This is a genomic window from Pseudomonas sp. DTU_2021_1001937_2_SI_NGA_ILE_001 (assembly GCF_032463525.1).
Lineage (GTDB): Bacteria > Pseudomonadota > Gammaproteobacteria > Pseudomonadales > Pseudomonadaceae > Aquipseudomonas.
Genome location: NZ_CP135971.1, coordinates 4243170 through 4267982 on the forward strand (window position 1 = coordinate 4243170; position 24813 = coordinate 4267982).

Below are 24813 nucleotides of genomic sequence, written 5' to 3' on the forward strand. Positions count from 1 at the left end.
TCGCGACGGCCCCGATGAGCGCTTCCAGTCCAGCACCGTTGAAATACCTGCAGGCCTATCCGGCGGCCTTGCAGGAGCAGGTTCGCCAGCTGATCGCCCAGCAGCGCCTGGGCGATTACCTGCAGCAGCGTTACCCCGCTCGGCATGCGGTACAGAGCGACAAGGCCCTGTACGCCTATGCGCTGGAGCTGAAGAACCAGTACCTGCGCAACGCCCCGGCCATCGACAAGGTGCTGTTCGACAATCGCCTCGACCTGACCCATCGTGCGCTCGGCCTGCACACGACGGTGTCGCGGGTGCAGGGGGCCAGGCTCAAGGCCAGCAAGGAGATCCGCGTGGCCTCGCTGTTCAAGGAAGCGGCCCCGGAGTTCCTCAACATGATCGTTGTCCACGAGCTGGCGCACTTCAAGGAAACCGAGCACAACAAGGCGTTCTACAAGCTCTGTGAGCACATGTTGCCCGGTTATCACCAACTGGAATTCGACCTGCGTGTCTACCTGACCTGGCGCGACCTGCAGGCGGCCTGAAGCGAGACCCTTTCATGGAAGTGAGCAAGACCAAGAGCAGTTTCTATCGCCGTCTCTACGTGGCCTGGCTGATCGACAGCGGGCAGGCCAGCAGCGTGCCGGCGCTGACCGAACTGACCGGCATGCCGCGGCGCACCGCCCAGGACACGATTGCCGCATTGGCCGACCTGGATATCGTCTGTGAGTTCGAGCAGCGCGACGGCGCGCGCAACCATGCCGGTGATTACCGCATTCGCGACTGGGGAGCGATCGACCCGCGCTGGATCGAGCGCAACCTGCCGACTATCAGACAGGTGCTGGGCTACCCCCTTTAGGAGAAATACTGGTCAGTTAGACCGTTGGAGCTTGCTCGCGAATAGCAGGCTATCTGGAGCGGGTACACCCGTCGCTGCATCTGCGCCCTTGAGTCACCTTTCCGCCTTTACGGCGGGTTACTTTTGGTTTCGGCCAAAAGTAACCAAAAGCCATTGCTCCTGGCTTGGGTCTGCCCTGCGGGCAGACTTCCCTCCTTCCGGCGCCATTCCAGGGGGCCGGCGCAATGGGCCGTCCCTGGCCCAGTGCGCCTAAGCCGGCTTCCCTGCCGGCTTACCCCCTTCCATGACACCTCCACTCGGCCTGCACCGAAGTCGCGTTTTGCGGCGTCTGTGAGAGCGGTGCTCGAAAAGCAAAAGCGACGCCAGATCGGATTGCTTTGGTCTAAAAGATCAGTATTGCGGCTAAAGCCGCTCCCGGCGCGAGCGGGGTGTGCCGCGCTTACTCCAGGTCGCGGCGCATGCCGATGTGCGGGATGCCATCTTCCAGATACACCTCGCCCACCGGGTTGAAGCCATAGCGGCTGTAGTAGCCCTGCAGATGGGCCTGGGCGGAAAGGTAGATGGGTTGATCCGGCCACTTGCGCTCGGCCTGTTCCAGGGCCTGCTCCATCAATTCATGGCCCAGGCCTTTCTTGCGGATCGCCGGGGCGGTGACCACGCGGCCGATGGTCACGTCGCCATTCTGCTGGATCGGGTCCAGCAGGCGCAGGTAGGCGACCAGCTGGCCCTCCTGCATACCCAGCACATGACAGGTGTCTCCGATCAGGTCCAGGCCATCGACATCCTGATAGACGCACTGCTGTTCGACCACGAACACCTCGGCACGCAGGCGCAGAACCGCATACAGCTGTTCGAGGGTCAGGTCGGTATGGTGTTTGCAGATCCATTTGATAGACATGTCGCTGACTCGGAGATAAACCTTCGCGGATTCTAAACCCATCGCGCTGCATTCCCAATCAATCCCTCCCTGCGCGGCTCGGCTGTTTAAAGTCGTTGTGGACATAGGCAGGTGGCTGGGTGGATTGGTAGCATCCGTGAACTCGGCAGACGTTCCTGCAGTCTGCCGGTGAGTGGTTTGGAAGCCACCGACCAATTAGGGAATTGAGCATGCCTCGATGGATTCGGGCCATAGGGATGGTAGGACTGCTGTTGGCAGGGCCGGGCGAAGCGGCAGAGCGCCTGCGCCTGGTGGGTGATTCCTGGGCGCCTTTCACCGACGCCGGTTTGCTCAATGGTGGCCTGGCCACCGATATCGTCAGTACGGCACTGGCCAGGGCCGGCTATGCCTCTTCCTACGAACAGGTGCCCTGGGCCAGGGCGCTGCGCGGCGTGGCCGAGGGGCGCTACGATGTGCTGGTGAACGCCTGGTACACCGAAGAGCGCACCCGAATCGGCCAGTTTTCCGCCGAGTACCTGGTCAACCGCATCCTCTTCGTCAAGCGCCGGGACGCGCTGTTCAGCGAGTGGACCCCATCCATGCTGCACCGCCACACCATTGGGGTGGTCAGGGGCTACGCCTATTCCCCGTCATTCGATGAGGACACCAGCCTGCACAAGGTTCCGGTCGTGGACTTCTCCATGGCGGTGCGCATGCTGGCGGCGGGGCGCATCGACCTGACCCTGGAAGACGAATTCGTCGCCCGTCACCAGCTGGCCGTGGAAGATGCCTCGGTGCGTGACGCGCTGGAGTTCATGCCGATGCCCCTGGCCGAGAACAGCCTGCACATCCTCGTCAGCCTCAAGCACCCCGATCATGCACGGATCGTCCAACGTTTCGACGCGGCGATTGCGGCGATGAAGGCCGATGGCAGCTACCAGGCCTTGTTGCGCCGCCATGGTTTTTGACGCAGTCCTGATGGCGGCTTTAGCCGCCGTATTGATCGGTTGGACCGGGCAGGCGCGGCTGAAGCCGCCACCCCGCCAGCCATGCCGACCGGCATGGCCTTCAAGGGATCAGGCCTCTACAGCCGGCTCGCCCTGCTTGACCAGGTGCGCCGCCAGGGTGCGCAGCGGCGCCAGTTGCCGACAGATCAGCGCCAGCTGGGTCTGCACCAGGCGCTGGCTTTCTTCCATGTCATCGGGAATCTGCTCCAGCTCGGTGGCCAGGGCTTCCTCGTCGTCGCTCTGCACCGCCACGGGCTGGCGCTCGGCCAGGGCCTGGGCGATTTCTTCCAGGCTGGCCGCCACGGTCGCGCCGGCGCCGTCGATCAGGTGTTCGTGCACCGTGGGTGGAAGCTGCGTGTCGCGGTGCGCGCCCAGGCCGGACAAGTAGCTGAGCAAAGTGTGGGACAGCACCAGGAAGCGAAAGCCCACGTCGGCCTCTTTCCTGAAATGCCCGGGTTCCTTGAGCATGTTGGCCAGCGTGGTGGACAGCGCGGCGTCGGCGTTGTGGGCGTTGCGCCGCGCCAGGCGGTAGGCCAGGTCGTCGCTCTTGCCCTGGGCGTATTGCTGCATGATCTGCCGCAGGTACAGGCTGTTGCACGCCAGGGTGTTGGCCAGCACCTTGTTCAGCCGCCGACCCTGCCAGTCGGGCAGGAACAGCGCCACCGCCAGGCCGGCGATCAGGCTGCCGAGCAGGGTGTCGAACAGGCGCGGCAGCAGCAGGCCGTAGCCATCGCCGACCTGGTTGAAGCAGAACAGCACCATCACGGTGATCGCCGCCGTGGACAGGGTATAGCGGGTGGTGCGGTTGACGAAGAACACCACCCCCGCCAATACCGCACACATCGACTGCAGGATCGGGCTGGTGACCAGGCCGAACAGCGCCCAGCCGGCCACCAGGCCGATGGCGGTGCCGACGATCCGCTGGCCCAGCTTGATGCGTGTGGCGCCATAGCTGGGCTGACAGACGAATACCGTGGTGAGGATGATCCAGTAGCCGTTGGCCGGGTGGATCAGGTGCACCATGGCATAGCCCACCGAGAGCGCCAGGGGCAGGCGCAAGGCGTGGCGGAACAGCAGCGAGGTGGGGGTCATCTGCGTACGCAGGCGGTTCCACACATCCTTGAGATTGCGCGGCGAGCGGTCCAGCAGGCTGCTGTCGCGGGCGTCGGCCACGGCGTCGGGGTTGCTGGCGTCGCTGATCAACCGGTCAAGGGTCTCCAGGTTGGCGGCCAGGGCACGCAGCGAACGCAGCAGGCTGCGCCAGGCCGGGTTGCTCTGCAGGCGCAGGTGCTCCAGGGAGGCGCGCAGGTCTTCCATGGCTTCGGCGAAGTTGGCGTCGTAGATGAATGGCTGACGCATCTGGATGGATTCGGACAGCGCCTGACAGGCCGAGCCCTGCTGGCGCAGCAGGCGCTGGCAGCGGAACAGCACGTCGCTGTGGAAGAAGGCCTCGGCCAGCGAGTTGTAGGGGTAGTGCGACGAGCTGGCGCGCTCGTGGATGTCCTGGGCAATGAAGTACAGCTTCAGGTAGCGGCTGACCTTGGAGCCAGGCCGACTGCTGCCGACCCGGTGCAGGATGATCTCCTTGGTGGCGTTGAGCGCTGCGACCACCTTGCCGTTCTGCTGCGCCAGCTCGATGCGTCGGGCCTCGACGTCCAGGGTGCGGATCGGCTCGAACAGGCTGGACTTGAGCTTCAGGTACAGGCCCAGCTCACGGAACAGCCGCGCCAGCGCCTGTTGCACCGGCTGGTTGGAGAACAGCAGCTGCCAGACCACCGACAGCAGCCCGTACCAGGCTGCGCCGGCGACCAGCAGCATGGGCTCGTGCCAGAAATCCAGCACTTCGCCGCCGCGCTGGTCGACGCCGATCATGGTGTACACCGAGAGAATCAGCGTGCCGTAGGCAATCGCCCCGTAGCGCTCGCCCAAGGCGCCGAGCATGGTCAGGCAGAAGCTGGCCAGCGCCAGGGCCACGACGAACAGCCAGGGGTAGGGAAACAGCAGCTCCACGGCCAGTGCGGCAATGCTGAAGCACACCAGGGTCACCGCCAGGGCATTGAGGCGGCCTTGCCAGTTGTCGTCGGTCTCGGCCAGGGCGCTGGCGATAATGCCGAGGAACAGCGGAATCAGCAGGCCCATTTCGTTCTGGTACCAGCACAGCGCCATGCTGCCGGTCAGGGCGATGAACACCCGAATGCTGTAGGCGAACTTGTCCTGTGCCCACAGGCGGCGGAAGGTATGACTCAGGGATTTCGATGCCATGAATGCGCTGACGGCCTTTTTCGCAGGTGAACGGGCAGAAACAGAGGATGTACAGCGCCCCGGTAACGCTGTACATCGGCATAGCAAGATTTGTTCCGCGCGTACAAGTTCCCGGGTGAACAGTCAGCGGGGCCGAGCGCAGTGTCGCTCACTAAGGCTAGGCAGGTAGCGGCTTTGGCCGCAATATTGTTCTATCAAGCGCTTTGTGGCTTTGTGGGAGCGAGCTTGCTCGCGAAAAACTGGCAACGTCGCTATCTGCTGTGAAGTTGACGCCGCCTTCGCGAGCAAGCTCGCTCCCACGGTCTAACTGGCCAGTATTGGGGTTATACGCAATACTGTTCGCTTAAGCGGCATGTGGCGCGGTAGGAGCGGCTTTAGCCGCGAAAACGCCAGAAAATTCACTGCATATGTTGTGAACATGCGCTCGCTTCGCGGCTGAAGCCGCTCCTACCCCGCCTAACTGACCAGTATCAGGGTTAGACGTACTGCGCGGCTGCGTAGCCGGAGGCCCAGGCCCACTGGAAGTTGAAGCCACCCAGGTGGCCCGTGACGTCCAGCACCTCGCCGATAAAGTACAACCCAGGCGACTTCAGCGATTCCATGGTCTTGGACGACACCTCGCGGGTGTCGATGCCGCCCAGGGTCACCTCGGCGGTCCGATAGCCTTCGGTGCCGGCTGGCACCACCTGCCAGTCCGCCAGTTTTTCGGCGATGCTCGCCAGCTCGGCGTGGGTGTACTGCTTCATGGGCTTCGAGGTGAACCACTGCTCGGCCAGCAGGGTGGCCATTTTCTTGGTGAAGATTTCACCCAGCAGGGTCTTCAGCTCGCTGTTGGGGCGTTCGGCCTGTTGCTGCTTGAGCCATTCGTGGGCATCGCGGTCGGGCAGCAGGTTGATGTGCACCGTGTCGCCCGCCTGCCAGAACGAGGAGATCTGCAATATCGCCGGGCCGCTCAGCCCACGGTGGGTGAACAGGATGTTCTCGCGAAAGCTGGTGTCGTTGCAGCTCACCAGGCAGTCCACCGACGTACCGGACAGCTCGCCACACAGCGTCTTGAGCTGGTCGGTGATGGTGAAGGGCACCAGCCCGGCGCGGGTCGGCAGCAAGCGGTGGCCGAACTGCTGGCCGACCTGGTAGCCGAAACCGGTGGCGCCCAGGGTCGGGATCGACAGCCCGCCGGTGGCGATCACCAGCGAGGTACACGTCAGCGTGCCCAGGGTGGTCTGCAGGCGGTAGCCGCTGTCGGTCTTGTCGATCTGCTGCACCGAGGTGTCCATGTGCAGGCTGGCACCGGCCTTGTCGCACTCATCCAGCAGCATCTGCAGGATGTCGCTGGACTTGTTGTCGCAGAACAGTTGGCCGAGTTTCTTCTCGTGATACGGCACGCCATTGCGCAGCACCAGGTCGATGAAGTCCCACTGGGTGTAGCGGGCCAGCGCCGATTTGCAGAAGTGTGGGTTCTGCGACAGGAAATTGGCCGGCTCGGTGTACATATTGGTGAAGTTGCAGCGCCCGCCACCGGACATGAGGATCTTCTTGCCCGGTTTATTGGCGTGGTCGATGACCATCACCCGGCGGCCGCGGGCAGCGGCAGTCAGGGCACACATCAGGCCGGCGGCGCCGGCGCCGATGATGACAACGTCAGTTGCGGGCACAACGAATTCCTCTCATGGGGAGCGATGCAGAAGTTTCAAAAACTGGCTGTGGGAGCGGCCCTGGTCGCGAAGAGGCCATTGAGAACAGGGCGTCTCGGTGAGGCTTTCGCGAGCCAGCTCGCTCCCACAGGTTCAACCTCTATGGCGGTTATCAGACAATCCGCACGCGCAGCGACTTGCCCTTGATCTTGCCCTTGTTCAGACGCTCCAGCGCCTGTTTGGCCACGTCACGCTCCACGGCCACGTAGGCCTGGAAGTCGAAGATCGCGATTTTGCCCACCTGCTTGCCTGGCAATCCTGCCTCGCCGGTCAACGCGCCGAGAATGTCGCCGGGGCGCAGCTTGTCCTTGCGCCCCGAGGCGATGCACAGGGTGGTCATCGGCGCGAGCAGCTTGGCGCCGCCCTTGCTGCTCAGCTCGTCGTACTGCTGCCAGTTCAACGCGCCGTCCTGCAGTTCTTCGATGGCTCGGGCGCGGTGGCTTTCCGCCGGCGACACCAGGCTGACCGCCAAGCCCTTCTCGCCGGCGCGACCGGTACGGCCAATGCGGTGGATGTGGTTTTCCGCATCACGCGCCAGCTCGACGTTGAGCACCATGTCCAGCGCGTCGATGTCCAGGCCGCGTGCCGCCACGTCGGTGGCCACCAGCACCGAGGTGCTGCGGTTGGCGAACAGCGTCAGCACCTGGTCGCGGTCGCGCTGTTCCAGATCACCGTGCAGGGCGACCGCCGAGATGCCCTTGGCGCCCAAGTGGTCGACTACGTCCTGGACCTGCTGCTTGGTGAAGCAGAACGCCACGCAGGACACCGGTTGGAAATGGTTGAGGACCCGCACCACGGCGTCCAGGCGCTGGTTGGGCGCGATTTCATAGAAGATCTGCTCGATCTGCGTGTCGTCGTGCAGCGCTTCGACCTTGACCGTGGCCGGGTCGCGCAGGAAGGTCGACGCCAACTGCTGGATGCCCTCGGGGTAGGTGGCCGAGAACAGCAGGGTCTGCCGGCGCTTGGGGGTCTGGCCGATGATGTCGGCGATGGAGTCGTAGAAGCCCATGTCGAGCATGCGGTCGGCTTCATCGAGCACCAGGGTGTTGAGGCCGTCGAGCTTCAGCGTGCCCTTGCTCAGGTGCTGCTGAATGCGCCCCGGTGTGCCGACGATGATGTGCGCTCCGTGCTCCAGAGAGCCGATCTGCGGGCCGAACGGCACGCCGCCGCACAGGGTCAGGACCTTGATGTTGTCCTCGGCACGCGCCAGGCGACGGATTTCCTTGGCCACCTGGTCGGCCAGTTCGCGAGTCGGGCACATCACCAGGGCCTGGCAACCGAAGAAGCGCGGGTTGATCGGATTCAGCAGGCCGATGCCGAAAGCGGCGGTCTTGCCACTGCCGGTCTTGGCCTGGGCGATCAGGTCCTTGCCCTTGAGAATCACCGGCAGGCTCTGTGCCTGGATCGGCGTCATGCTGGCGTAGCCCAGCGACTCCAAGTTGGCCAGCATGGCGGCGGAAAGGGGCAGGGTGTTGAAAGCGGTTTGGGTCACGACGGCGGGCCTGAGAAGCAAAATGCCGCGTAGTGTAGCAAATCGCCGGGGCGCTTAATGCCCCGGCCCGACAGGCAAGTACCCCGCCGCTTGCCTGCGGCCTGATTCGATCAGCCTCTGTTGCGCCTCAGTGCTCAGGCATGCGGGATGCTCTTGGCGGCCCGGGCCGGCAACTGCAGGAAAATTCCTGCCGCGAACACCGAGAGCACGCCGACGCTGAGGAAGGTCAACTGGAACGCGCCCAGCACGTCGGTGGCGCCGCTGCCGATATCGCTGCTGAAACCGCCCAGCAGCGCCGCCGCGCAGGCCACGCCCAGGCTCAGGGCCAACTGTGCGACCACCGACAGCAGGCTGTTGCCGCTGGCGGCGCTGGCGTCGTCCAGGTCGATCAGGGTCACGGTGTTCATCGCGGTGAATTGCAGCGAGTTCACCGCGCCCAGCAGGGCCAGCAGAACCAGCAACACCCAGTACGGTGTCTGTGCGTCGACCAGCGCCAGGCTGGCCAGCAGCAGGCCGAGCAGCAAGGTATTGCCGGTGAGAATGATGCGGTAGCCCAGGGCGTCGATCAGCCAGCGGGCGATGGTCTTGGCGAACATGCCCGCAGCGGCCAGGGGCAGCATGCTCATGCCGGCCTGCGACGGCGAGTAGCCCAGAGCGACCTGTAACAACAGCGGCATCAGGAAGGGTAGCGCTCCGCTGCCCAGGCGCGAGAACAGGTTGCCGAGAATGCCCACGGCGAAGGTGCGGGTACGGAACAGGTCGGGGGCGAACAGCGGTGCTTCCACGTGCCCGGCGCGCAGCCAGTAGGCGGCCAGGCAACCCATGCCGGCGAACAGCAGCAGGACCACGCGCAGGTGCGGCAGGTTCAGCTCGCCCAGGCCCTCCAGCGCGATGGTGATCAGCAGCATGGCCGCGCCGAACAGCATGAAACCCACGGTATCGAAGCGCGTCCGCCCGCCGCCGGGCAGGTCGGGAATGTAGTGCTTGACGGCGTAGCAGCCGAGGATGCCTACCGGAATGTTGAGCAGGAAGATCCAGTGCCAGCTGGCGATCTCGACCAGCCAGCCGCCCAGGGTCGGACCCAGCAGCGGGCCGAGCAGGCCGGGTACGGTGATGAAGCTCATGATCCGCACCAGCTCCGAACGCGGGTAGGCGCGCAGCACGATCAGCCGTCCGATGGGCAGCATCAGTGCACCGCCCAGGCCCTGGATGATGCGCGAACCGACCAGCATGTTGAGGTTCCAGGAGATGGCGCACAGCAGCGAACCGAGGCTGAACAGCAGGATGGCGCTGAAAAAGATGCGCTTGATGCCGAAGCGGTCGGCGATCCATCCGGAGGCCGGGATCAGCAGGGCGATGGTCAGCATGTAGGCGATGATCACCGACTGCATGCGCAGCGGGTCTTCTTGCAGCGAGTGGGCCATGGACGGCAGGGCCGTGTTGAGGATGGTGCCGTCCAGGCTTTGCATGAAGAAGGCAATGGCAATCACCCAGGGCATCCAGCGCAGGGTCTTGTCGTCCAGCAGGGGCGTCGAAGTGGTCATCCGCGGCCTTTATTACAGCGTGAGGGTCAGTCGATTGATCAGGGCACCGGGCAGGTGGCTCGACGAGGTCTGGCGCTGCTCGTAGGTGCTGGTGGAGAGCATCAGCTCGCGTTCGCGGGTCAGGGCTTCGAGCTGCTCGCCCAGCAGGCTGTAGGCGCTGTCGTCGAAACGCATGGTGTTGACCGGTGCCTTGATCCGACCGTCCTCGACCCAGAAGGTTGCGAAACGGGTCATGCCGGTCAGGCGCGCCGCCGGCAGGTCGGAGAAGTTCAGGTACCAGAGGTTGCCGATGTACAGGCCGGTGCCCAGGCGTTGAAGAATCTCGCCTTGCTCCAGGTCGCCCGCCGCCAGGCTCAAGGCGCTGGGCCACTCGCCGGCATTGGCGCCGTTGGCCGCCAGCTGGTACTCGGCGGCGCTGCTGGAGTCCACCAGCCGCTCGCCGGCCTGCCCGGCGCGGATCAGTTGCAGGTCGCGGCGTGGGTAGCCCTCGCGGGAGAACGCCGGTGACAGCGACCCGCTGACCGCCTCGCTGAGGCTGAACGCCGGGTTGAAGCTTGCCTCGCCGTCATACAGGCGCTGCAACGGGCTGCGCTTGCTGGCGATGGCCTGGGCAGAGAAGCCACCCCAGGCCAGCATGCCGAGAATCTCGTCCATGGCCGCAGGAGCCAGGTAGGCCCGGTACTGGCCGGGGGGCAGGGTGATCGCGGGCAGGCCGAGGTAGTGCAGTTGCTCACGGGCCTGTTCGAACTGGCGGCTGAACACCGCGTCGTCCCAATGCAGACCGGCATAGTTGGCCTTCACCGCCTGGCCGTTGGCGTGGAACAGGCTCCAGTCGAAATTGAAGCTATTGGCCTGGTGCCAGCCCATGGCGCCCCACGAGCTGGCGAAGCCACGATAGATCGGCCCGGCCGCATAGATGCCCACCAGGTCCAGGCCACGGGCCAGTTCGCCGATGCGCGACACCACGGTGGCGCTGTCGGGCAGCGCGGCGGTCTGCCAGCTCTCGCTGCTCCAGGCCTCGGTATTGGGTAGCAAGTAAGGGTCATCGGGTAACAGAGGCAGGGTGGCGCGTAACTGGCGCAGCCCGCCTTGCAGGCGCAGGCGGTCTTCGTCCGGGTCGTCCGCCAGGGTCAGGTTCAGATCGGCGTGTCGGGCACCGTCGATCAACTTGAGGCTGACACTGGCCTGCTGCACGTGCCCGGCCTGGCGCACCTGGCCGTGGTTGAAGCGAATGAAGTCCGAGGCTTCGGCGTCGTAGGCCAGGGTGAACTGCTCACCGTCTGCGACACCCGCCCGCAGCACCGCCACCAGGGCTTCGAATTGTTGCTGACGGTCCATCAGGCGTCTCCTCCGAATACGTCCACAGCGTCGAACACGCAGGCCGGCGAGGCGTGGCCGACCCGCACCACCTGGTTGGGTTCGCCCTTGCCGCAATTGGGCGTGCCGAGCACCTCAAAGGTACTGGCATCGCCCACTGCGCTCAGGCTGCGCCAGAATTGCGCGGAGACGGCGCGGTAGTTGGGGTTCTTGACCACGCCCTTGAGCTGGCCGTCTTCGATCAACTGGCCCCACTCGCAGCCGAACTGGAATTTGTTGCGTGCATCGTCGATGGACCAGGAGCGATTGGTGGCCATCAGGATGCCGCGTTCGATACCGGCCACCAGCTGCGCGAAGGAGCGCTCGCCCGGCTCGATGTTGAGGTTGGCCATGCGGTCGATGGGCGCGCGGTTCCAGTTGCAGGCCCGGCTGTTGGCCACCCCGGGCAGGCCGCTACGGTATTGCGACAAGGCCCCGCCCAGCGGCCGTTGCAGCACGCCGTTGCGAATCAGGTACTGCTTGCTGGCCGGGCTGCCGTCGTCGTCGTGGCTGTAGCTGGCCAGTTGCTCGGGAATCTCGGGATCGAAGGTCACGTTGAGCAGTGCCGAGCCGTACTGCAGGGTGCCGAAGTCTTCGGCTTTCACGAAGCTGGTGCCGGCGTAGTTGCGCTCGTCACCGAGAATGCGGTCCAGCTCCAGCGGGTGGCCGATGGATTCGTGGATCTGCAGGATCATCTGGTCGGGCATCAGCAGCAGGTCGCGTGGGCCGCTGGGCGTGTTGGGCGCCATGACCAGTTGCAGGGCCTCGTCGGCCACCCTTGTCGCGGCGCCGAGCAGGCCGCTGCGGCGGATGATTTCCGCGCCGCCCTGCTGGCCGAAGTTGCTGCCGCCCAGGCTGCGGGTCTGGCTGTCGTGGCCGTCCCAGGCGGTGACGCTCAGGCCCGGATAGACGAAGCGCTGGGCCTGGCGCAGTTGTGCACCGGCGTTGTTGAGGTAGATCTGCTCGACGCTTTCCAGGCCCAGGCTGGCCTGCCAGTCGACCAGGCGTTCGTCGCGGGGTACGGCGGCAGACTCTTCCAGCAGCAGTTGCAAGGCTTCGCCAGGTGTCGGGAAGGGCTCGTCGAGGTGCGGCGACAGGTAGTCGGCCTGGGCGCTGACCACCGGGTAGTCGCGCAGGTCCAGCAGGGTATGGCGGGCAAGATGGCGGGCCAGGGTTTCGGCGCGCTCCAGGGCGGCCTGCAGGCCACGCTGCGACAGGTCGTGGGTGGCCGCATAGGTTTCCACGCCGTTCAGGCGCACCGTGAGCATGGCGCCCTGGTCTTCGCTCAGCGACAGCGGCTGGGCGACATTGCGGCGTACCGACAACTGCTGCTGGGTACGCCGCACATGGCGGATCGAGAAGAACGGCGCATCACTGCGCAGGGCAGCGAAACGCTGCTTGAGCGTGGCATGGAAGTCGAACATGCGGCCTGAAGCTCCTTGTGGGCTGTTGCCGAGCATAGCGCGCCAGCCCATGCCTGTGGGAGGGGCCTGAACCGCCAAAGGCTTCCCCGCTGAGGCCGGTCCTACCGGCTTGGCCGATCTACCGGGGTTGGGCTCAGGCGCCGGTCTTGGTCAGCTGCAGGTTCATGTACTCACAGGCGATGCGTTGCGCCTGGTCGGTGTCGAAAGCGTCGCCAGACAGCGCACCACGCAGCCACAAGCCGTCGATCAATGCGGCCAGGCCACGGGCGGCGCTGCGTGCCTGGTCGACCGGCATGGCGCGGCGGAACTGGCAGCACAGGTTGGAATACAGGCGGTGGTCGTTGATGCGTTGCAGGCGGTGCAGCGAGGCGTGGTGCATGCTGGTCGCCCAGAAGGCCAGCCAGGTTTTCATGGCCGGGCCGTTGACCTGGCTGACGTCGAAGTTGCCTTCGATGATGACCCGCAGGTGAGCGCGCGGGCTGTCGTCGCTCAGTGCCCGGCGGCGTGCGGCGGTATTCGCGCTCAGGGCGTTCATGAGGTGACGCATGGTCGCCTCGATCAACCCATTCTTGTCCTTGAAGTAATGGCTGATGATGCCGTTGGACACCCCGGCCAGGCGCGCGATCAGGGCAATGCTGGCGTCACCCATGCCCACCTGATCGATGGCCGACAGGGTGGCCTGGATCAGTTGTTGGCGACGAATGGGTTGCATTCCGACCTTGGGCATGAAGCGCTGTCTCCTGACTCGCTGGAGGGACACGGGCTCGCAGTCTAGTTTTTTTTGACTGATCGATAAATCAATAAAGGCGGTGGGGACTGGAAAAAGTCACAAGTGGCGTAGGCCGGAGGGAGGGGCCGCCGGCCCGCAGCGGACCTTGCGTCCGGCGAGCGCGGCGGCCAGTGGCCACGGAATCAGCCGTGGTTCTTGCCAAGCAGGGCGTGGTACAGCTCGGTGTCACCGAGAATGCCGACCACTTTGCTGCCGTCCTGCAGCACCAGCTTGTTGCCGGTGTGGTAGCGGATCTGCAGGGCGTCACGCATGCCGATGTTGGAGTCAACCACGGTCGGGCGACGCTCCAGCTGCGCGACATCCTGTCCAGGCTGCCAGTTCTGCACCGCGAGCGGCGCCTCGCCCTGGCGTACGCCCTTGATCACGTTGCCTTCGCCCAGGTCGATCCAGGAGTCGCCACCGGGGTCCAGGCACACCGAGCCGTTGATGCGCTTGCAGTTGTCCAGGCTGCGCATCAGGCTGCGGCCGCACAGCACGTTGAGCGGATTGGTGTGGGCCACGAAGTTGCGCACGTACTCGTCGGCCGGGTTGAGCACGATGTCTTCCGGCACGCTGTACTGGACGATGCGGCCATCCTTCATGATGGCGATGCGGCTGCCCAGCTTGAGCGCTTCGTCCAGGTCGTGGCTGACGAACACGATGGTCTTGCTCAGCTTCTTCTGCAGGCCCAGCAGTTCGTCCTGCAGGCCCTGGCGGATCAGCGGGTCTAGGGCCGAGAACGGCTCGTCCATCAGCAGGATGTCGGCGTCCATGGCCAGCGCACGGGCCAGGCCGACGCGCTGCTGCATGCCACCGGACAGCTCGTCGGGCTTCTTGTTGCGCCACTGGGTCAGGCCCACCAGCTCGAGTTTCTCGTCCACCAGCTTGCGCCGTTCCTTCTCGGGGCGGCCCTGCATTTCCAGGCCGAAGCTGATGTTCTCGCGCACCGTCAGCCAGGGCATCAGGGCGAACTTCTGGAACACCATGGCGATACGCTTGGTGCGCATCATTTTCAGCTCGGCCGCGGTGCAGTTGGCGATGTCGATCTTGGAGCCTTCGTGTTCGACGAACAGCGAACCGCGGCTCACGGTGTTCAGGCCGTTGATACAGCGCAACAGGCTGGACTTGCCCGAGCCGGACAGGCCCATCAGTACGCAGATCTCGCCCTTGTTGATTTCCAGGTTGGCTTTTTCAACCCCCACGATCTGGCCCAGTTCCTTGAGGATTTCACCGCGTGTCTTGCCCTGGTCCAGGAGTCTGAGCGCGTCACGCGGGTCCTTGTGGAAGATGACGTCGACGTTTTCGAATTTGATGATGCTCATGCGTCGGGTCCTGCCTTGGGTTCTGGTTGTTTGCAGATACGGTCGAGCATGATTGCCAGCAGGACGATTGCCAGACCGGCTTCGAAACCGACAGCGATATCGGCGGTATTCAGTGCGTTGACCACGGGCTTGCCCAGGCCGTCGGCGCCCACCAGGGCGGCGATCACCACCATCGACAGCGAAAGCATGATGCATTGGGTGATACCGGCGGCGATGCTTGGCATCGCGTAGGGCAGTTCGATGCGGGTCAGCAGTTGCCGCTGCGACGAACCGAAGGCCTTGCCGGCATCGAGCAGTTCGGTGGGCACGTCACGAATGCCCAGGTAGGTGAGACGGATAGGCGCGGCGATGGCGAACACCACCGTGGAAATCAGGCCAGGTACCACACCGAGGCCGAACAGGGTCAGGGTGGGGATCAGGTACACGAAGGTCGGCACGGTCTGCATCAGGTCGAGCAGCGGACGCATCATCGTGTAGAACCAGGGCTTGTGGGCCGCGACGATGCCCAAGGGCACGCCGATGACCACGCACACAAGGGTCGCGAACAGTACCTGTGCGAGGGTTTCCAGGGTTTCCTGCCAGTAATGCAGATTGAGGATCAGCAGGAACGACAGGATGACGAAGACGGTCAGCCCCCACTTGCGCTGGATGAAGTGTGTCAATGCGGCGATCAGGCCGATCAGCACGTACGGGTTGAACCAGGCCAGGGAAAACGTGAGGCCGTGGATCATCATTTCCAGAAAGGAGGCGATGGCGTCGAAATAGCTGGCCCCATGGCGAATCAGCCAGTCGACGAAGGCGGCAATGTACTCGCCCAGGGGTAGCTTGTGGTCAGTCAACATGATATCGGGTGTCCGCTTGCGTGAAGATTGAAGGCGGCAGGCCCGGAGAGCCTGGTTTCCAGGGTATTACTGGGTGAGCTTGGCCTTGGCGGCGTCCAGCCCTGGCTTGCCGTCGACGGTGGTGACGCCGGCCAGCCAGGTGTCGAGCACCTGCGGGTTGCTCTTGAGCCATTGCCGCGCGGCGGCGTCTGGCTTCATCTTGTCGTCCAGGACCTTGCCCATCAGGGTGCTTTCCATTTCCAGGGTGAACGACAGATTCTTGAGCAGCTGCCCTACGTTGCTGCACTGCTCGGTGTAGCCCTTGCGGGTGTTGGTGTAGATGGTCGCCTGGCCGAAGTTGGGGCCGAAGAACTCGTCGCCGCCGGTCAGGTACTTGATCTTGAAGCGGGTGTTCATCGGGTGCGGTTCCCAGCCGAGGAATACCACGTCGGTGCCGCGACGATTGGCCCGGTCGACCTGCGACAGCATGCCGGCCTCGCTGGACTCGACGACCTTGAAGCCGGCGGTCTTCAGGCCGAAGGCGTCCTTGTCGATCATGCTCTGGATCAGGCGGTTGCCGTCGTTGCCTGGCTCGATGCCGTAGATCTTGCCGTCCAGTTCCTTCTTGAACTTGGCGATGTCGGAGAAATCCTTGAGGCCCTTGTCATACAGCGCCTGGGGGACGGCGAGGGTGTACTTGGCGTTTTCCAGGTTGGCGCGCACGGTGTCGACGGTACCGGCCTCACGATAAGGCTTGATGTCGTTTTCCATGGTCGGCATCCAGTTGCCCAGGAACACGTCCATGTTCTTGCCTTCGGCCAGCGACTTGTAGGTCACCGGTACCGAGATCATGGTGGTCTTGGTCTTGTAGCCCAGCGATTCGAGCACGGCGCTGGTCACGGCGGTGGTGACGGTAATGTCGGTCCAGCCGACATCGGAGAAGTTGACGGTGTGGCACGCTTCGGGTTCTGCAGCATGAGCCAGCATCGGGGCACCGAGGATGGCGGCCAACAGCAACGACTTTGAACCTTTCATGGGGTGAGCTCCTGTGATCTTCTTCTCGTCGTCATTTTCCAGGGGAGCATGACGCGACTTTCTTGGGCCAGGCTTCGGAAGAAGCCCATCACGGTGCCTTGCGATCGAGTCGGGTCCGATCATCTACCAGCGAAAAAAAAACGCCTACTGGGTGCGTCGTAACCAGTGCAGGCGGGGTCGTATCCAGCGTGTGCGACGTCGTTTCCAGTCTCGTCGCCTCTGCCGGCCCGCCGCGAAGTACCTGAAAACGGCTGCAAGGCCCCGAATTATCGAGGGATGGCGCGCATGACGCTGTTGGGCAATGGCACGTCGGCGCGGGACGCTGTCGTGCGGCGGGAACATCTGAAGATAAACCGCGCGGTCGAGCGATCCTGAACGCTCGTGATGTGTCCGTGCGTCTGCCATCACTCCTGGGAACAGTTCCAGCCTGGTTGAATCGGCGCCGCCGATGGCAGGCAGCCCTTGCCCGACTGTGGGTCAGCAGAATGCGGTAACGCATCCTTTTGGCGCAGCGTGCCGGCAGTGACACCGACCCTGGCCAGGCTGTTTCTTCCCCCTCCTTAGTGCTACCAAATTGCTCAACCGTTCAATAAAAAGTCCGATTTGTCGCATTTTGAACGTAGGGGTCGCTGTCGTAGTTACGCTCAGCGACGTCGTTTTCGGGTTTTTTGTCGCTCTCGGGAAACTTCAGGCATGGGAATTGCCCTGTATTTCGTACAGCCCTCCGTTGTGTAGGGCAATAAGAATGAGAGCCTGGACTTCAGGCCACCCACCGCTCATGTGTGAGGAGATTCCGTGATGACTTCGTTCAATGCCGGGGCAGCTGCCCAGAACCGCGCACCCCAGTCCATCGGCTTCCTGCTGCTCGATAATTTCACGTTGATCTCCCTGGCCTCGGCGGTGGAACCGCTGCGCATGGCCAACCAGCTGTCCGGTCGTGAGCTGTACCGCTGGACCACCATGAGCCTGGATGGTGGTCAGGTGTGGGCCAGCGATGGCCTGCAGATCACCCCGGATGCCGCGATGAACGACGCCCCGGCGCTCGACACCGTGATCGTCTGTGGTGGCGTGGGTATCCAGCGCACCGTGACCCGTGAGCACGTCGCCTGGCTGCAGTCGCAGGCTCGCCAGTCGCGTCGCCTGGGCGCCGTGTGCACCGGCAGCTGGGCTCTGGCCTGTGCCGGCCTGCTCGATGGTTTCGACTGCAGCGTGCACTGGGAATGTCTGGCGGCCATGCAGGAAGCTTTCCCGCGGGTGACCATGAGTACCCGTCTGTTCACCCTCGACCGCAACCGCTTCACCAGCTCGGGTGGCACCGCGCCGCTGGACATGATGCTGCACCTGATTAGCCGTGATCATGGCCGCGAGCTGTCGGCGGCCATCTCGGAGATGTTCGTCTACGAGCGCATCCGCAACGAGCAGGACCACCAGCGCGTACCGCTCAAGCACATGCTCGGCACCAACCAGCCCAAGCTGCAGGAAATCGTCGCGCTGATGGAGGCCAACCTGGAGGAGCCGATCGACCTCGACGAACTGGCCGTGTACGTCTCGGTGTCGCGTCGTCAGCTCGAGCGCCTGTTCCAGAAGTACCTGCACTGCTCACCGTCGCGCTATTACCTCAAGCTGCGCCTTATCCGCGCGCGGCAACTGCTCAAGCAGACCCCCATGTCGATCATCGAGGTGGCTTCGGTATGCGGCTTCGTATCCACGCCGCACTTCTCCAAGTGTTACCGCGAGTACTTCGGCATTCCGCCGCGCGACGAGCGCGTGGGTTCCAATACCGCCCAGCAGGTGGCCATGATGCCGATTCCCCAGGCCATGGTGCTGTCGCCGCTGTCGGGGCCGATGTCTGCCCTCAATCAGGCGCGCAACGAGTCGACCTTCGCCAGCGTGCGGGTCTGACCTGCCGCGGAGTGCCCCGCCGCCGGGCGGCGAGCGGGGCGTGTGCTCAGGCGTGGTTCTGCTTGTAGGCCACCAGGGCCGGCAGCAGCTGCTGGTCGATGGCCTGGCGCACGGCAGGCAGGATGGTCGCGCTGCCGCCCAGCATGCCTTCCACCATGCGGCGCAGGGCGATGGCGCGTTCGGCGGTCAGGCCGCGCACGGCCTGCTCGCAGGCCTGTTCAGGCGTTGCGCCCGAAGGGGTTTCGAAGCCCAGTGCGCGGAGCTTGCCGATCAGGTCGTCCTGGTCAATCAGGTCTGCGTGCATCATGACGTTGTTCCTTCGCCGATCTAGAGGGATGACTGGATTCTGTAAGGCCTTTGCAGACCCGGCAAGTCTGGGTGTCGGCGATGGCAAGATTACCTAAGAACACGTCGTTTTCGGCTAACCACTGCTGCGGCCGTGACCGCACACTGGGCTTGCCCGATGCGGTGCCAATGGTTGGTCGCCCTCGGTCCGCGGAATTCGGGCCCCGGTTTTGTGACGGCTTTACCGGGTCTTTTCGCGCCTGCGGTTTGCTAGACTATGCAGCCTTCCAGGAGCTGCCATGAATTACCGCCACGCCTTCCATGCCGGCAACCATGCCGACGTCTTGAAACATATCGTGCTGACCCGCCTGATTGCGTTGATGTCGCGCAAGGAACAGCCGTTCGCCTACATCGATACGCATGCCGGCATTGGCCTTTATGACCTGCAGGGTGACGAAGCGACGCGTACCGGAGAATGGGTCGAGGGTATCGGCCGCCTGTGGGACGCGCCCGACCTGCCAGCGGCGGCGGCCGGTTACATGGAGGTGCTGCGCCACATGAACCGCAAGACCGGCGAGCTGCGCTACTACCCCGGTTCCCCGGAGCTGGCCAGGCGCCTGAGCCGTGAGCAGGACCGTGTGCTGCTCAACGAGAAGCACCCCGAAGACGGCGCGCTGCTCAAGGACAACATGAAATATGACCGCCGCGTTGCCGTGCATCTGGGTGAAGGCTGGCACGTGCCTCGGGCCTTGCTGCCGGTGGCCGAGAAACGCGCGATCATGTTGATCGACCCGCCTTTCGAGCAGCTCGATGAACTCAAGCGTTGCAGCGTGGCGCTCAAGGAGGCCATCGGCCGCATGCGCCAGACCATGGCGGCCATCTGGTATCCGATCAAGGACCCGCGCCAGCTCAAGCGTTTCTACCAGGACCTGGCCGAGAGCGGCGCGCCGAAGCTGCTGCGTGTGGAACTGTATGTCCACCCGTTGGAGACCCCGGCCAGCCTCAACGGCTCCGGCCTGGCCATCGCCAGCCCGCCGTGGGGTCTGGAAGAAGAGCTGCGTGAGTTGTTGCCGTATCTTGCCGAGAAGCTGGGCCAGACCCAGGGCGGCTGGAAAATGGACTGGCTGATCGCCGAGTAACACCCGCCCGGGCCGGTAACATCCCGGCCAAAGCCAATACAGTTCGACTAAGCGCTTTGCGCTTGTGGCAGCGAGCTTGCTCGCGAAAGGCTGGCAAAGTCGCTGAGTTTGCTGTGAACGTGACGCCGCCTTCGCGAGCAAGCTCGCTCCCACGGTCTAACTGAACTGTATTGCGGCTAAAGCCAATACAGTTCGATCAGACCGGGTAGGAGCCAACTGTCTTTCACCGAAGATCGACCAACGGTCAAATTGCACCCTCTCGCCATGGTGCACCATCTCGCACCATGGCGTTTAACCTCACCAGCAGGACTCGCATGCACGCCGTCAGCGCCACCTTCGCGCACTTACCTCGGGCGCGAAGTTGAGCGTATCGGTTCTTGAAGTCCTCGTTGTAACGGACCATCACCAAGGTACTCATGTACATCGCACGGCGTAGCTTCGCGCGTCCGCCGTAAATGTGCCGGTTACCGCGCTTAGTCCCACTGTCGTTGTTGTAAGGCGCCACTCCTGCCAAGGCCGCCACCTGTCCACGACTCAGATCCCCCAGCTCGGGCAGATAGCAAAACAGGCTGGAGATCGACACCGCGCCGATGCCTTTGATCGCTTGCAGGCGGTCCACCAAGGCCCCATCGACCTGTCGAGTCTGTGCAGCAATGCGTCGGTCTGCTGCCTTGATCATCTCTTGGATTTTGGCATTGAGCTCCCGATAGGCCTGCTGCACTTCAGGTTCTTGCGCTTGTTGAATACGGCGACGGTTGTCATCACGCTGCTGAACGAAGGCGTCACGCTGGTTCACCAGTTCGGTCAACTTATCGCGCGCTTCATCGGCCACCACAAACTCTTTCTTTCGCAAGGCATGGGCGAACATGGCCAGCATCTGCGCATCGATCGAGTCGGTTTTGGCTTGCTTGCCCATGGCCAGAGCGAACTGGCGAGCACGCAGCGGATTGATACGCATGACCTTGAATCTGGCCTTGGCCAGGAGTTTGACCGATAACCTTTCATAGCCGCCTGTGGCCTCAACCAGTACCTGCTCGACCCGGTTATCACTCAACCATTGGATAAGCTGGTGGATTCCTTCAGAGGTGTTGGTGGTGCAGAAGCTATTGCTCTGGGGATACAGCGCAATCTGCAGGGTATCTTTGGCGACATCGATTCCGGCGTAGGCGGTCATAAGAAAAACCTCTAGGCTTAAGGGCGAGAGGTCACTCTGAACGGGCTCACGCTTGTTGTTCGAGGTCGGACTCAGTCAACTGTTCGAGCTTGGAGTCAGAGTGAAAAGAGTGGATGGCAGTTGGGCTCCTACACGTGCTCCAGGGCACCGCGGCTTAACAGTTGCCATCCACCCCTCTCACCTCTGACTTTACCCTGTCGAAAGACACAAGCGGCTTCAGCCGCGAAGCGAGCGCATGTTCACAACAGATGCGCTGAATTTCCTGGCGCTTTCGCGGCTAAAGCCGCTCCAATTACCGAGCCACATGACGGCTGGACCTGTGCCGGTCAGGCCGGCATGCACACGCCGGTTCCGCCGATGCCGCAATAGCCCTGCGGGTTCTTCGCCAGGTACTGCTGGTGATACGCCTCGGCGTAATAGAAGGTGGGCGCCTCGGCGATTTCGGTGGTGATCTCGCCCAGTCCGGCCTTGTCCAGCTCAGCCTGGTAGCGGGCCTTGCTGGCCAGTGCGGCTTCCAGTTGCTCCGGCTTGGTGCAGTAGATCGCCGAGCGGTACTGGGTGCCGATGTCGTTGCCCTGGCGCATGCCCGAGGTCGGGTTGTGCAGTTCCCAGAACATCTTCAGCAGCTCTTCGTAGCTGACCACCTCGGGTTCGTAGACCACCAGCACCACCTCGGTGTGGCCGGTCAGGCCCGAGCAGACTTCTTCGTAGGTAGGGTTGGGGGTGAAGCCACCCGCGTAGCCGACTGCAGTGCTGTGCACGCCTTCCTTCTGCCAGAAGCGGCGCTCGGCACCCCAGAAGCAGCCCAGGCCGAAGAGGGCGAATTCCACGCTGCCGGGGAAGGGGCCGAGCAGGGGGTTGCCGTTGACGAAGTGCTGTTCCGGCACCTGCATCGGTGTCTCGCGGCCCGGCAAGGCTTGTTCGGCAGTTGGCAATACGTTCTTGTTCACCAGGATTTCCGAGCGCAGGGTCATGGGCAGATCCTCTCAAGAGCACAGGCCGCCAGACCGGCTGGCGGCGCACGCTGAAAAAAACGGACACACAGTGTGCCCCGGAACGGAGCGGCAGGAAAGACCCGGTCGGGAAAGACCCGGTCAGGAGAGATCTGTCAGGCCAGCGGCTTGTGCGGGTAACGGTGCAGCCGCTCGATCAGCTCTTCGCTGGGGATGGGCTTGTCGAACAGGTAGCCCTGGCCTACGTCACAGCGATGACGGCGCAGGAAAGTCAGCTGGGCGGCGGTCTCGATGCCTTCGGCGACCACCTTGAGTTTCAGGTTGTGGGCCATGGCGATCACCGCCGAGGTGATTTCCATGTCGCCTTCGTCATCCGGAATGTCACGAATGAAGCTGCGGTCGATTTTCAGCACGTCGATGGGGAATTTCTTCAGGTAGCTCAGCGAGGAGTAACCGGTGCCGAAATCGTCCATGGCCAGCGACAGGCCGAGGCGCTTGAGCATGTCCAGTTGCAGGCGGGTTTCGTCGGTGGCTTCGAGCAGCAGGCCTTCGGTCAGTTCCAGCTCCAGCAGTGACGGGTCCAGCGCCTCTTCCTTGAGAATGGCGGCAATCGACGACACCAGCTCCGGGTCGGAGAACTGCTTGGGCGAGACGTTGATGGCCACCTGCAAAGGGCCGAAGCCGGCAGCGGTCAGGGCCTTGCTCATCCGACAGGACTGACGCACCACCCACTTGCCGATCGGGATGATCAGGCCGGTTTCTTCGGCGACGCTGATGAACTGGTCCGGGCGGATCATGCCCTTTTCCGGGTGCTTCCAGCGCAACAGGGCTTCCAGGCCGGTGAGGCGCCCGGAGAGCAGGCACAGCTTGGGCTGGTAGAAGACTTCCAGTTCACTCTGGCTCAGCGCGCGACGCAGGTTGTTCTCGACGAACAGCTTGTAGCTGGCCTCGGCGTTCAAGGCCTCGGTGAACACCTGCACCTGATGCTTGCCGTTGGCCTTGGCCTTGTGCAGCGCCAGGCCGGCGTTGCGCATCAGGGTCTGCGGATCACGGCCATGCAGGGGCGCGCAGGCCAGGCCCACGGAGCCGGTGACGCTGATCAACTGGTTGTCGACGAACATCGGCTTGTCCAGGGTCATCAGCACCTGGTTGGCGATGCTCTGCCCGGCTTCGGGGCCGGTCTGGTCGAGCAGTACGGCGAATTCGTTACTGGCGAAGCGCGCCAGCACGTCGGACGGGCTCAAGGTGTTGCGCAGGCGGCGCGCCAGGCTGATCAGCAGCTTGTCGCCGGTCTGGTGACCCAGGCTGTCGTTGATGCGTTTGAAGTTGTCGATGTCCACCAGCAGCAGGCTCATCGGCGTGTCGCTGTCACGCGCGAAGCGTTCGTCCAGATGGCGGATGAACGCCGGGCGGTTACCCAGGCTGGTCAGGTTGTCGGTATAGGCCAGGCGCTCGATGCGCTGCTGGGCCAGCTTGCTCTGGGTGACGTCTTCGTAGATGCCGATGTAATGGGTCAGCTCACGATTGTCGCCATAGACCTTGGAAATCGACAGCTGCCCCCAGTAGGGCTCCAGGTTCTTGCGCCGGCTCTTGAACTCGCCCTGCCAGCTGTTGCTGTTGGCCAGGCTGGACTGCGCATCGAACAGGTTGCTGAGGTTCTCCAGTGCCGGCAGCTCGGCCAGCTTGTGGCCGTGCACTTCTTCGGCGGAGTACTGGGTGATCGCCGTGAAGCTGGGGTTCACGTACTCGACCACGCCGTCGCAATTGACCAGCAGAAAGGCGTTGGCGCTCTGTTCCACGGCGCGCTGGAAGAGGTACAGGGCATTGGTGGCGGCGCGGCGGTTATGGTTGTTCAGCACCAGGGCGAACTGGTCGGCCAGTTCCCCGGCGAAGGCGACTTCATCCGGTAGCCACTGGCGCTGGCCGCCGGTGTGCTCCAGGCACAGCACGCCGATCAGTTGCCCGTCGATACGGATGCTGGCGTCGAGCAATGCAGTCGCACCGCGTGCCTGCATGTCGGTGCTCAGGTCCTGGATACGCGGGTCATGCAGGTCGCAGGCGTCGATCGCCCGGCTGTTGAGCAGGGCGTCGTGATAGATCGGCGACAGGCTGATGTCGATCGGTGGCGGCAGGCGATGTTCGCCGCTTTCCCGGGCGTATTCGGTCACGGCGGTCAGCAGATGGCCGTCGAGATTCCAGATGCTGGCGCAGGCGATGTCGTAGATCTCGCAGGCACTGCGAGTGATCAGCCGCGCCGCTTCCTGCAGGGAGTTGGCCGAGTAGCGTTGGCGTGACAGGCGCAGGATCAGCTCCTGCTGGGCGCGGGCGCGCTCCAGCTGGGCAGCGTAGCTGTAAGGGCCGAGCCGTCGCTCGGGTAGGTCGGATGCATCGGCGTCGCCTGCTGGTGCGTCGAGAACCATGAAGTAGCCGCGCAGCAGGTGCCGGTTGTGCTGCTTGAAGGCTTCGCCAAGCTCCACCAGTGAGAGTGGGCCGTGGGCGGTGTGCAGGGTATAGCGGATCAGATAATGGGAAGAGCCGATCAGTTGCTGCTGGATGTCGTCGTGCAGCTGATAACGGGCTTCGGGTTCCATCAGGCTGGCGAAGGGTGAGCCGATCAGCGAGCACAGTTCTATCGCCGGCATGCCGAAGGTTTTTTCACAGCCTGGGTCCAGATAGAGCAGCGCCCAATTGGCTTCATTAAGCCGCTCGAAACGCAGCATGCCCAGGCGCGAAGGCACGGGCAATTGCGTCACTACCTCGGCTGCCGTTCTGCCGGCAGCATCGGTCTGGCTTTTCATGAACAAACTCGCTTCCCGGATTCTGATCGCGCGGGCAATGCGCTGGTTATTTTCAAGTCCGGCAAGGTTGCATCATGCCGCACTGCCTTACAAGAGAGCGCGATGGCTTAGTGCTATA

At 63.5% G+C, this 24813-nt stretch carries 20 protein-coding genes; 5 read left to right on the top strand and 15 right to left on the bottom strand.

All coding sequences use genetic code 11. From position 1 onward, the window contains the following. Window positions 1-14: 14 nt before the first annotated feature. Window positions 15-527, top strand: coding sequence for a M48 family metallopeptidase (locus RRX38_RS18425; protein ID WP_315960197.1), 513 nt, complete (start codon window positions 15-17; stop codon window positions 525-527). A 14-nt stretch (window positions 528-541) separates the two neighbouring features. Then, entirely contained in the window at window positions 542-841 is a 300-nt protein-coding gene (locus RRX38_RS18430) for a winged helix-turn-helix domain-containing protein (RefSeq protein WP_295471589.1), read from the top strand. 439 nt (window positions 842-1280) lie between these two features. On the opposite strand, the gene RRX38_RS18435 is transcribed toward RRX38_RS18430, so the two are convergent. Continuing rightward, window positions 1281-1739 (bottom strand): GNAT family N-acetyltransferase, encoded by a 459-nt coding sequence (locus RRX38_RS18435; protein WP_295477303.1) that lies wholly within the window; start codon window positions 1737-1739, stop codon window positions 1281-1283. A 209-nt stretch (window positions 1740-1948) separates the two neighbouring features. Here RRX38_RS18435 and RRX38_RS18440 point away from each other — a divergent pair, with 209 nt between their 5' ends. Then, the gene (locus tag RRX38_RS18440) at window positions 1949-2686 is read left to right on the top strand and encodes a substrate-binding periplasmic protein (protein ID WP_315960198.1); all 738 of its coding nucleotides are present in this window, start codon (window positions 1949-1951) and stop codon (window positions 2684-2686) included. A gap of 108 nt (window positions 2687-2794) precedes the next feature. Here RRX38_RS18440 and yccS read toward each other — a convergent pair whose 3' ends face one another. From yccS to RRX38_RS18490, 10 genes are all read right to left on the bottom strand, one after another. Beyond that, a complete protein-coding gene (yccS, locus tag RRX38_RS18445; protein WP_295477298.1) occupies window positions 2795-4987 on the bottom strand; it encodes a YccS family putative transporter in 2193 nt (730 codons plus the stop codon). A gap of 476 nt (window positions 4988-5463) precedes the next feature. Next, window positions 5464-6642, bottom strand: a complete 1179-nt coding sequence (locus RRX38_RS18450) for an NAD(P)/FAD-dependent oxidoreductase (RefSeq protein WP_315960199.1) — start codon at window positions 6640-6642, stop codon at window positions 5464-5466. A gap of 151 nt (window positions 6643-6793) precedes the next feature. Further along, window positions 6794-8173, bottom strand: coding sequence for an ATP-dependent RNA helicase DbpA (gene dbpA, locus RRX38_RS18455; protein WP_315960200.1), 1380 nt, complete (start codon window positions 8171-8173; stop codon window positions 6794-6796). Between the two features lie 134 nt (window positions 8174-8307). Further along, entirely contained in the window at window positions 8308-9717 is a 1410-nt protein-coding gene (mdtD, locus tag RRX38_RS18460) for a multidrug transporter subunit MdtD (RefSeq protein WP_315960201.1), read from the bottom strand. 12 nt (window positions 9718-9729) lie between these two features. After that, window positions 9730-11055 carry a TldD/PmbA family protein gene (locus RRX38_RS18465; protein WP_315960202.1) on the bottom strand — a complete coding sequence of 442 codons (1326 nt, stop codon included), beginning with the start codon at window positions 11053-11055 and terminating at the stop codon, window positions 9730-9732. Further along, window positions 11055-12497, bottom strand: a complete 1443-nt coding sequence (locus RRX38_RS18470; protein WP_315960203.1) for a TldD/PmbA family protein — start codon at window positions 12495-12497, stop codon at window positions 11055-11057. The genes RRX38_RS18465 and RRX38_RS18470 overlap by 1 nt, the downstream gene beginning before the upstream one ends. Before the next feature lie 133 nt (window positions 12498-12630). Continuing rightward, window positions 12631-13224 carry a transcriptional regulator BetI gene (betI, locus tag RRX38_RS18475; RefSeq protein ID WP_315960204.1) on the bottom strand — a complete coding sequence of 198 codons (594 nt, stop codon included), beginning with the start codon at window positions 13222-13224 and terminating at the stop codon, window positions 12631-12633. A 185-nt stretch (window positions 13225-13409) separates the two neighbouring features. Beyond that, complete coding sequence (gene choV, locus RRX38_RS18480) at window positions 13410-14588, bottom strand: choline ABC transporter ATP-binding protein (RefSeq protein ID WP_295477286.1); 1179 nt, start codon at window positions 14586-14588, stop codon at window positions 13410-13412. Then, the gene (gene choW / locus RRX38_RS18485) at window positions 14585-15433 is read right to left on the bottom strand and encodes a choline ABC transporter permease subunit (protein ID WP_295477307.1); all 849 of its coding nucleotides are present in this window, start codon (window positions 15431-15433) and stop codon (window positions 14585-14587) included. The genes choV and choW overlap by 4 nt, the downstream gene beginning before the upstream one ends. A gap of 63 nt (window positions 15434-15496) precedes the next feature. Further along, window positions 15497-16444 carry a choline ABC transporter substrate-binding protein gene (locus tag RRX38_RS18490; RefSeq protein WP_295477284.1) on the bottom strand — a complete coding sequence of 316 codons (948 nt, stop codon included), beginning with the start codon at window positions 16442-16444 and terminating at the stop codon, window positions 15497-15499. 798 nt (window positions 16445-17242) lie between these two features. Here RRX38_RS18490 and RRX38_RS18495 point away from each other — a divergent pair. Beyond that, window positions 17243-18346 carry a GlxA family transcriptional regulator gene (locus RRX38_RS18495; protein WP_295477283.1) on the top strand — a complete coding sequence of 368 codons (1104 nt, stop codon included), beginning with the start codon at window positions 17243-17245 and terminating at the stop codon, window positions 18344-18346. Window positions 18347-18392: 46 nt separating this feature from the next. Here the strand turns inward: RRX38_RS18495 and RRX38_RS18500 are convergent, their stop codons facing one another. After that, complete coding sequence (locus tag RRX38_RS18500; RefSeq protein ID WP_315960205.1) at window positions 18393-18653, bottom strand: hypothetical protein; 261 nt, start codon at window positions 18651-18653, stop codon at window positions 18393-18395. 277 nt (window positions 18654-18930) lie between these two features. Between RRX38_RS18500 and RRX38_RS18505 the strand changes: the two genes are divergently transcribed. Beyond that, the gene (locus RRX38_RS18505) at window positions 18931-19770 is read left to right on the top strand and encodes a 23S rRNA (adenine(2030)-N(6))-methyltransferase RlmJ (RefSeq protein ID WP_295477280.1); all 840 of its coding nucleotides are present in this window, start codon (window positions 18931-18933) and stop codon (window positions 19768-19770) included. A gap of 244 nt (window positions 19771-20014) precedes the next feature. Here RRX38_RS18505 and RRX38_RS18510 read toward each other — a convergent pair whose 3' ends face one another. From RRX38_RS18510 to RRX38_RS18520, 3 genes are all read right to left on the bottom strand, one after another. Then, complete coding sequence (locus tag RRX38_RS18510; protein ID WP_315959592.1) at window positions 20015-20944, bottom strand: IS110 family transposase; 930 nt, start codon at window positions 20942-20944, stop codon at window positions 20015-20017. Between the two features lie 326 nt (window positions 20945-21270). Then, entirely contained in the window at window positions 21271-21918 is a 648-nt protein-coding gene (msrA, locus tag RRX38_RS18515; RefSeq protein WP_295477278.1) for a peptide-methionine (S)-S-oxide reductase MsrA, read from the bottom strand. 134 nt (window positions 21919-22052) lie between these two features. Beyond that, complete coding sequence (locus RRX38_RS18520) at window positions 22053-24695, bottom strand: putative bifunctional diguanylate cyclase/phosphodiesterase (RefSeq protein WP_315960206.1); 2643 nt, start codon at window positions 24693-24695, stop codon at window positions 22053-22055. Window positions 24696-24813 lie beyond the last annotated feature (118 nt).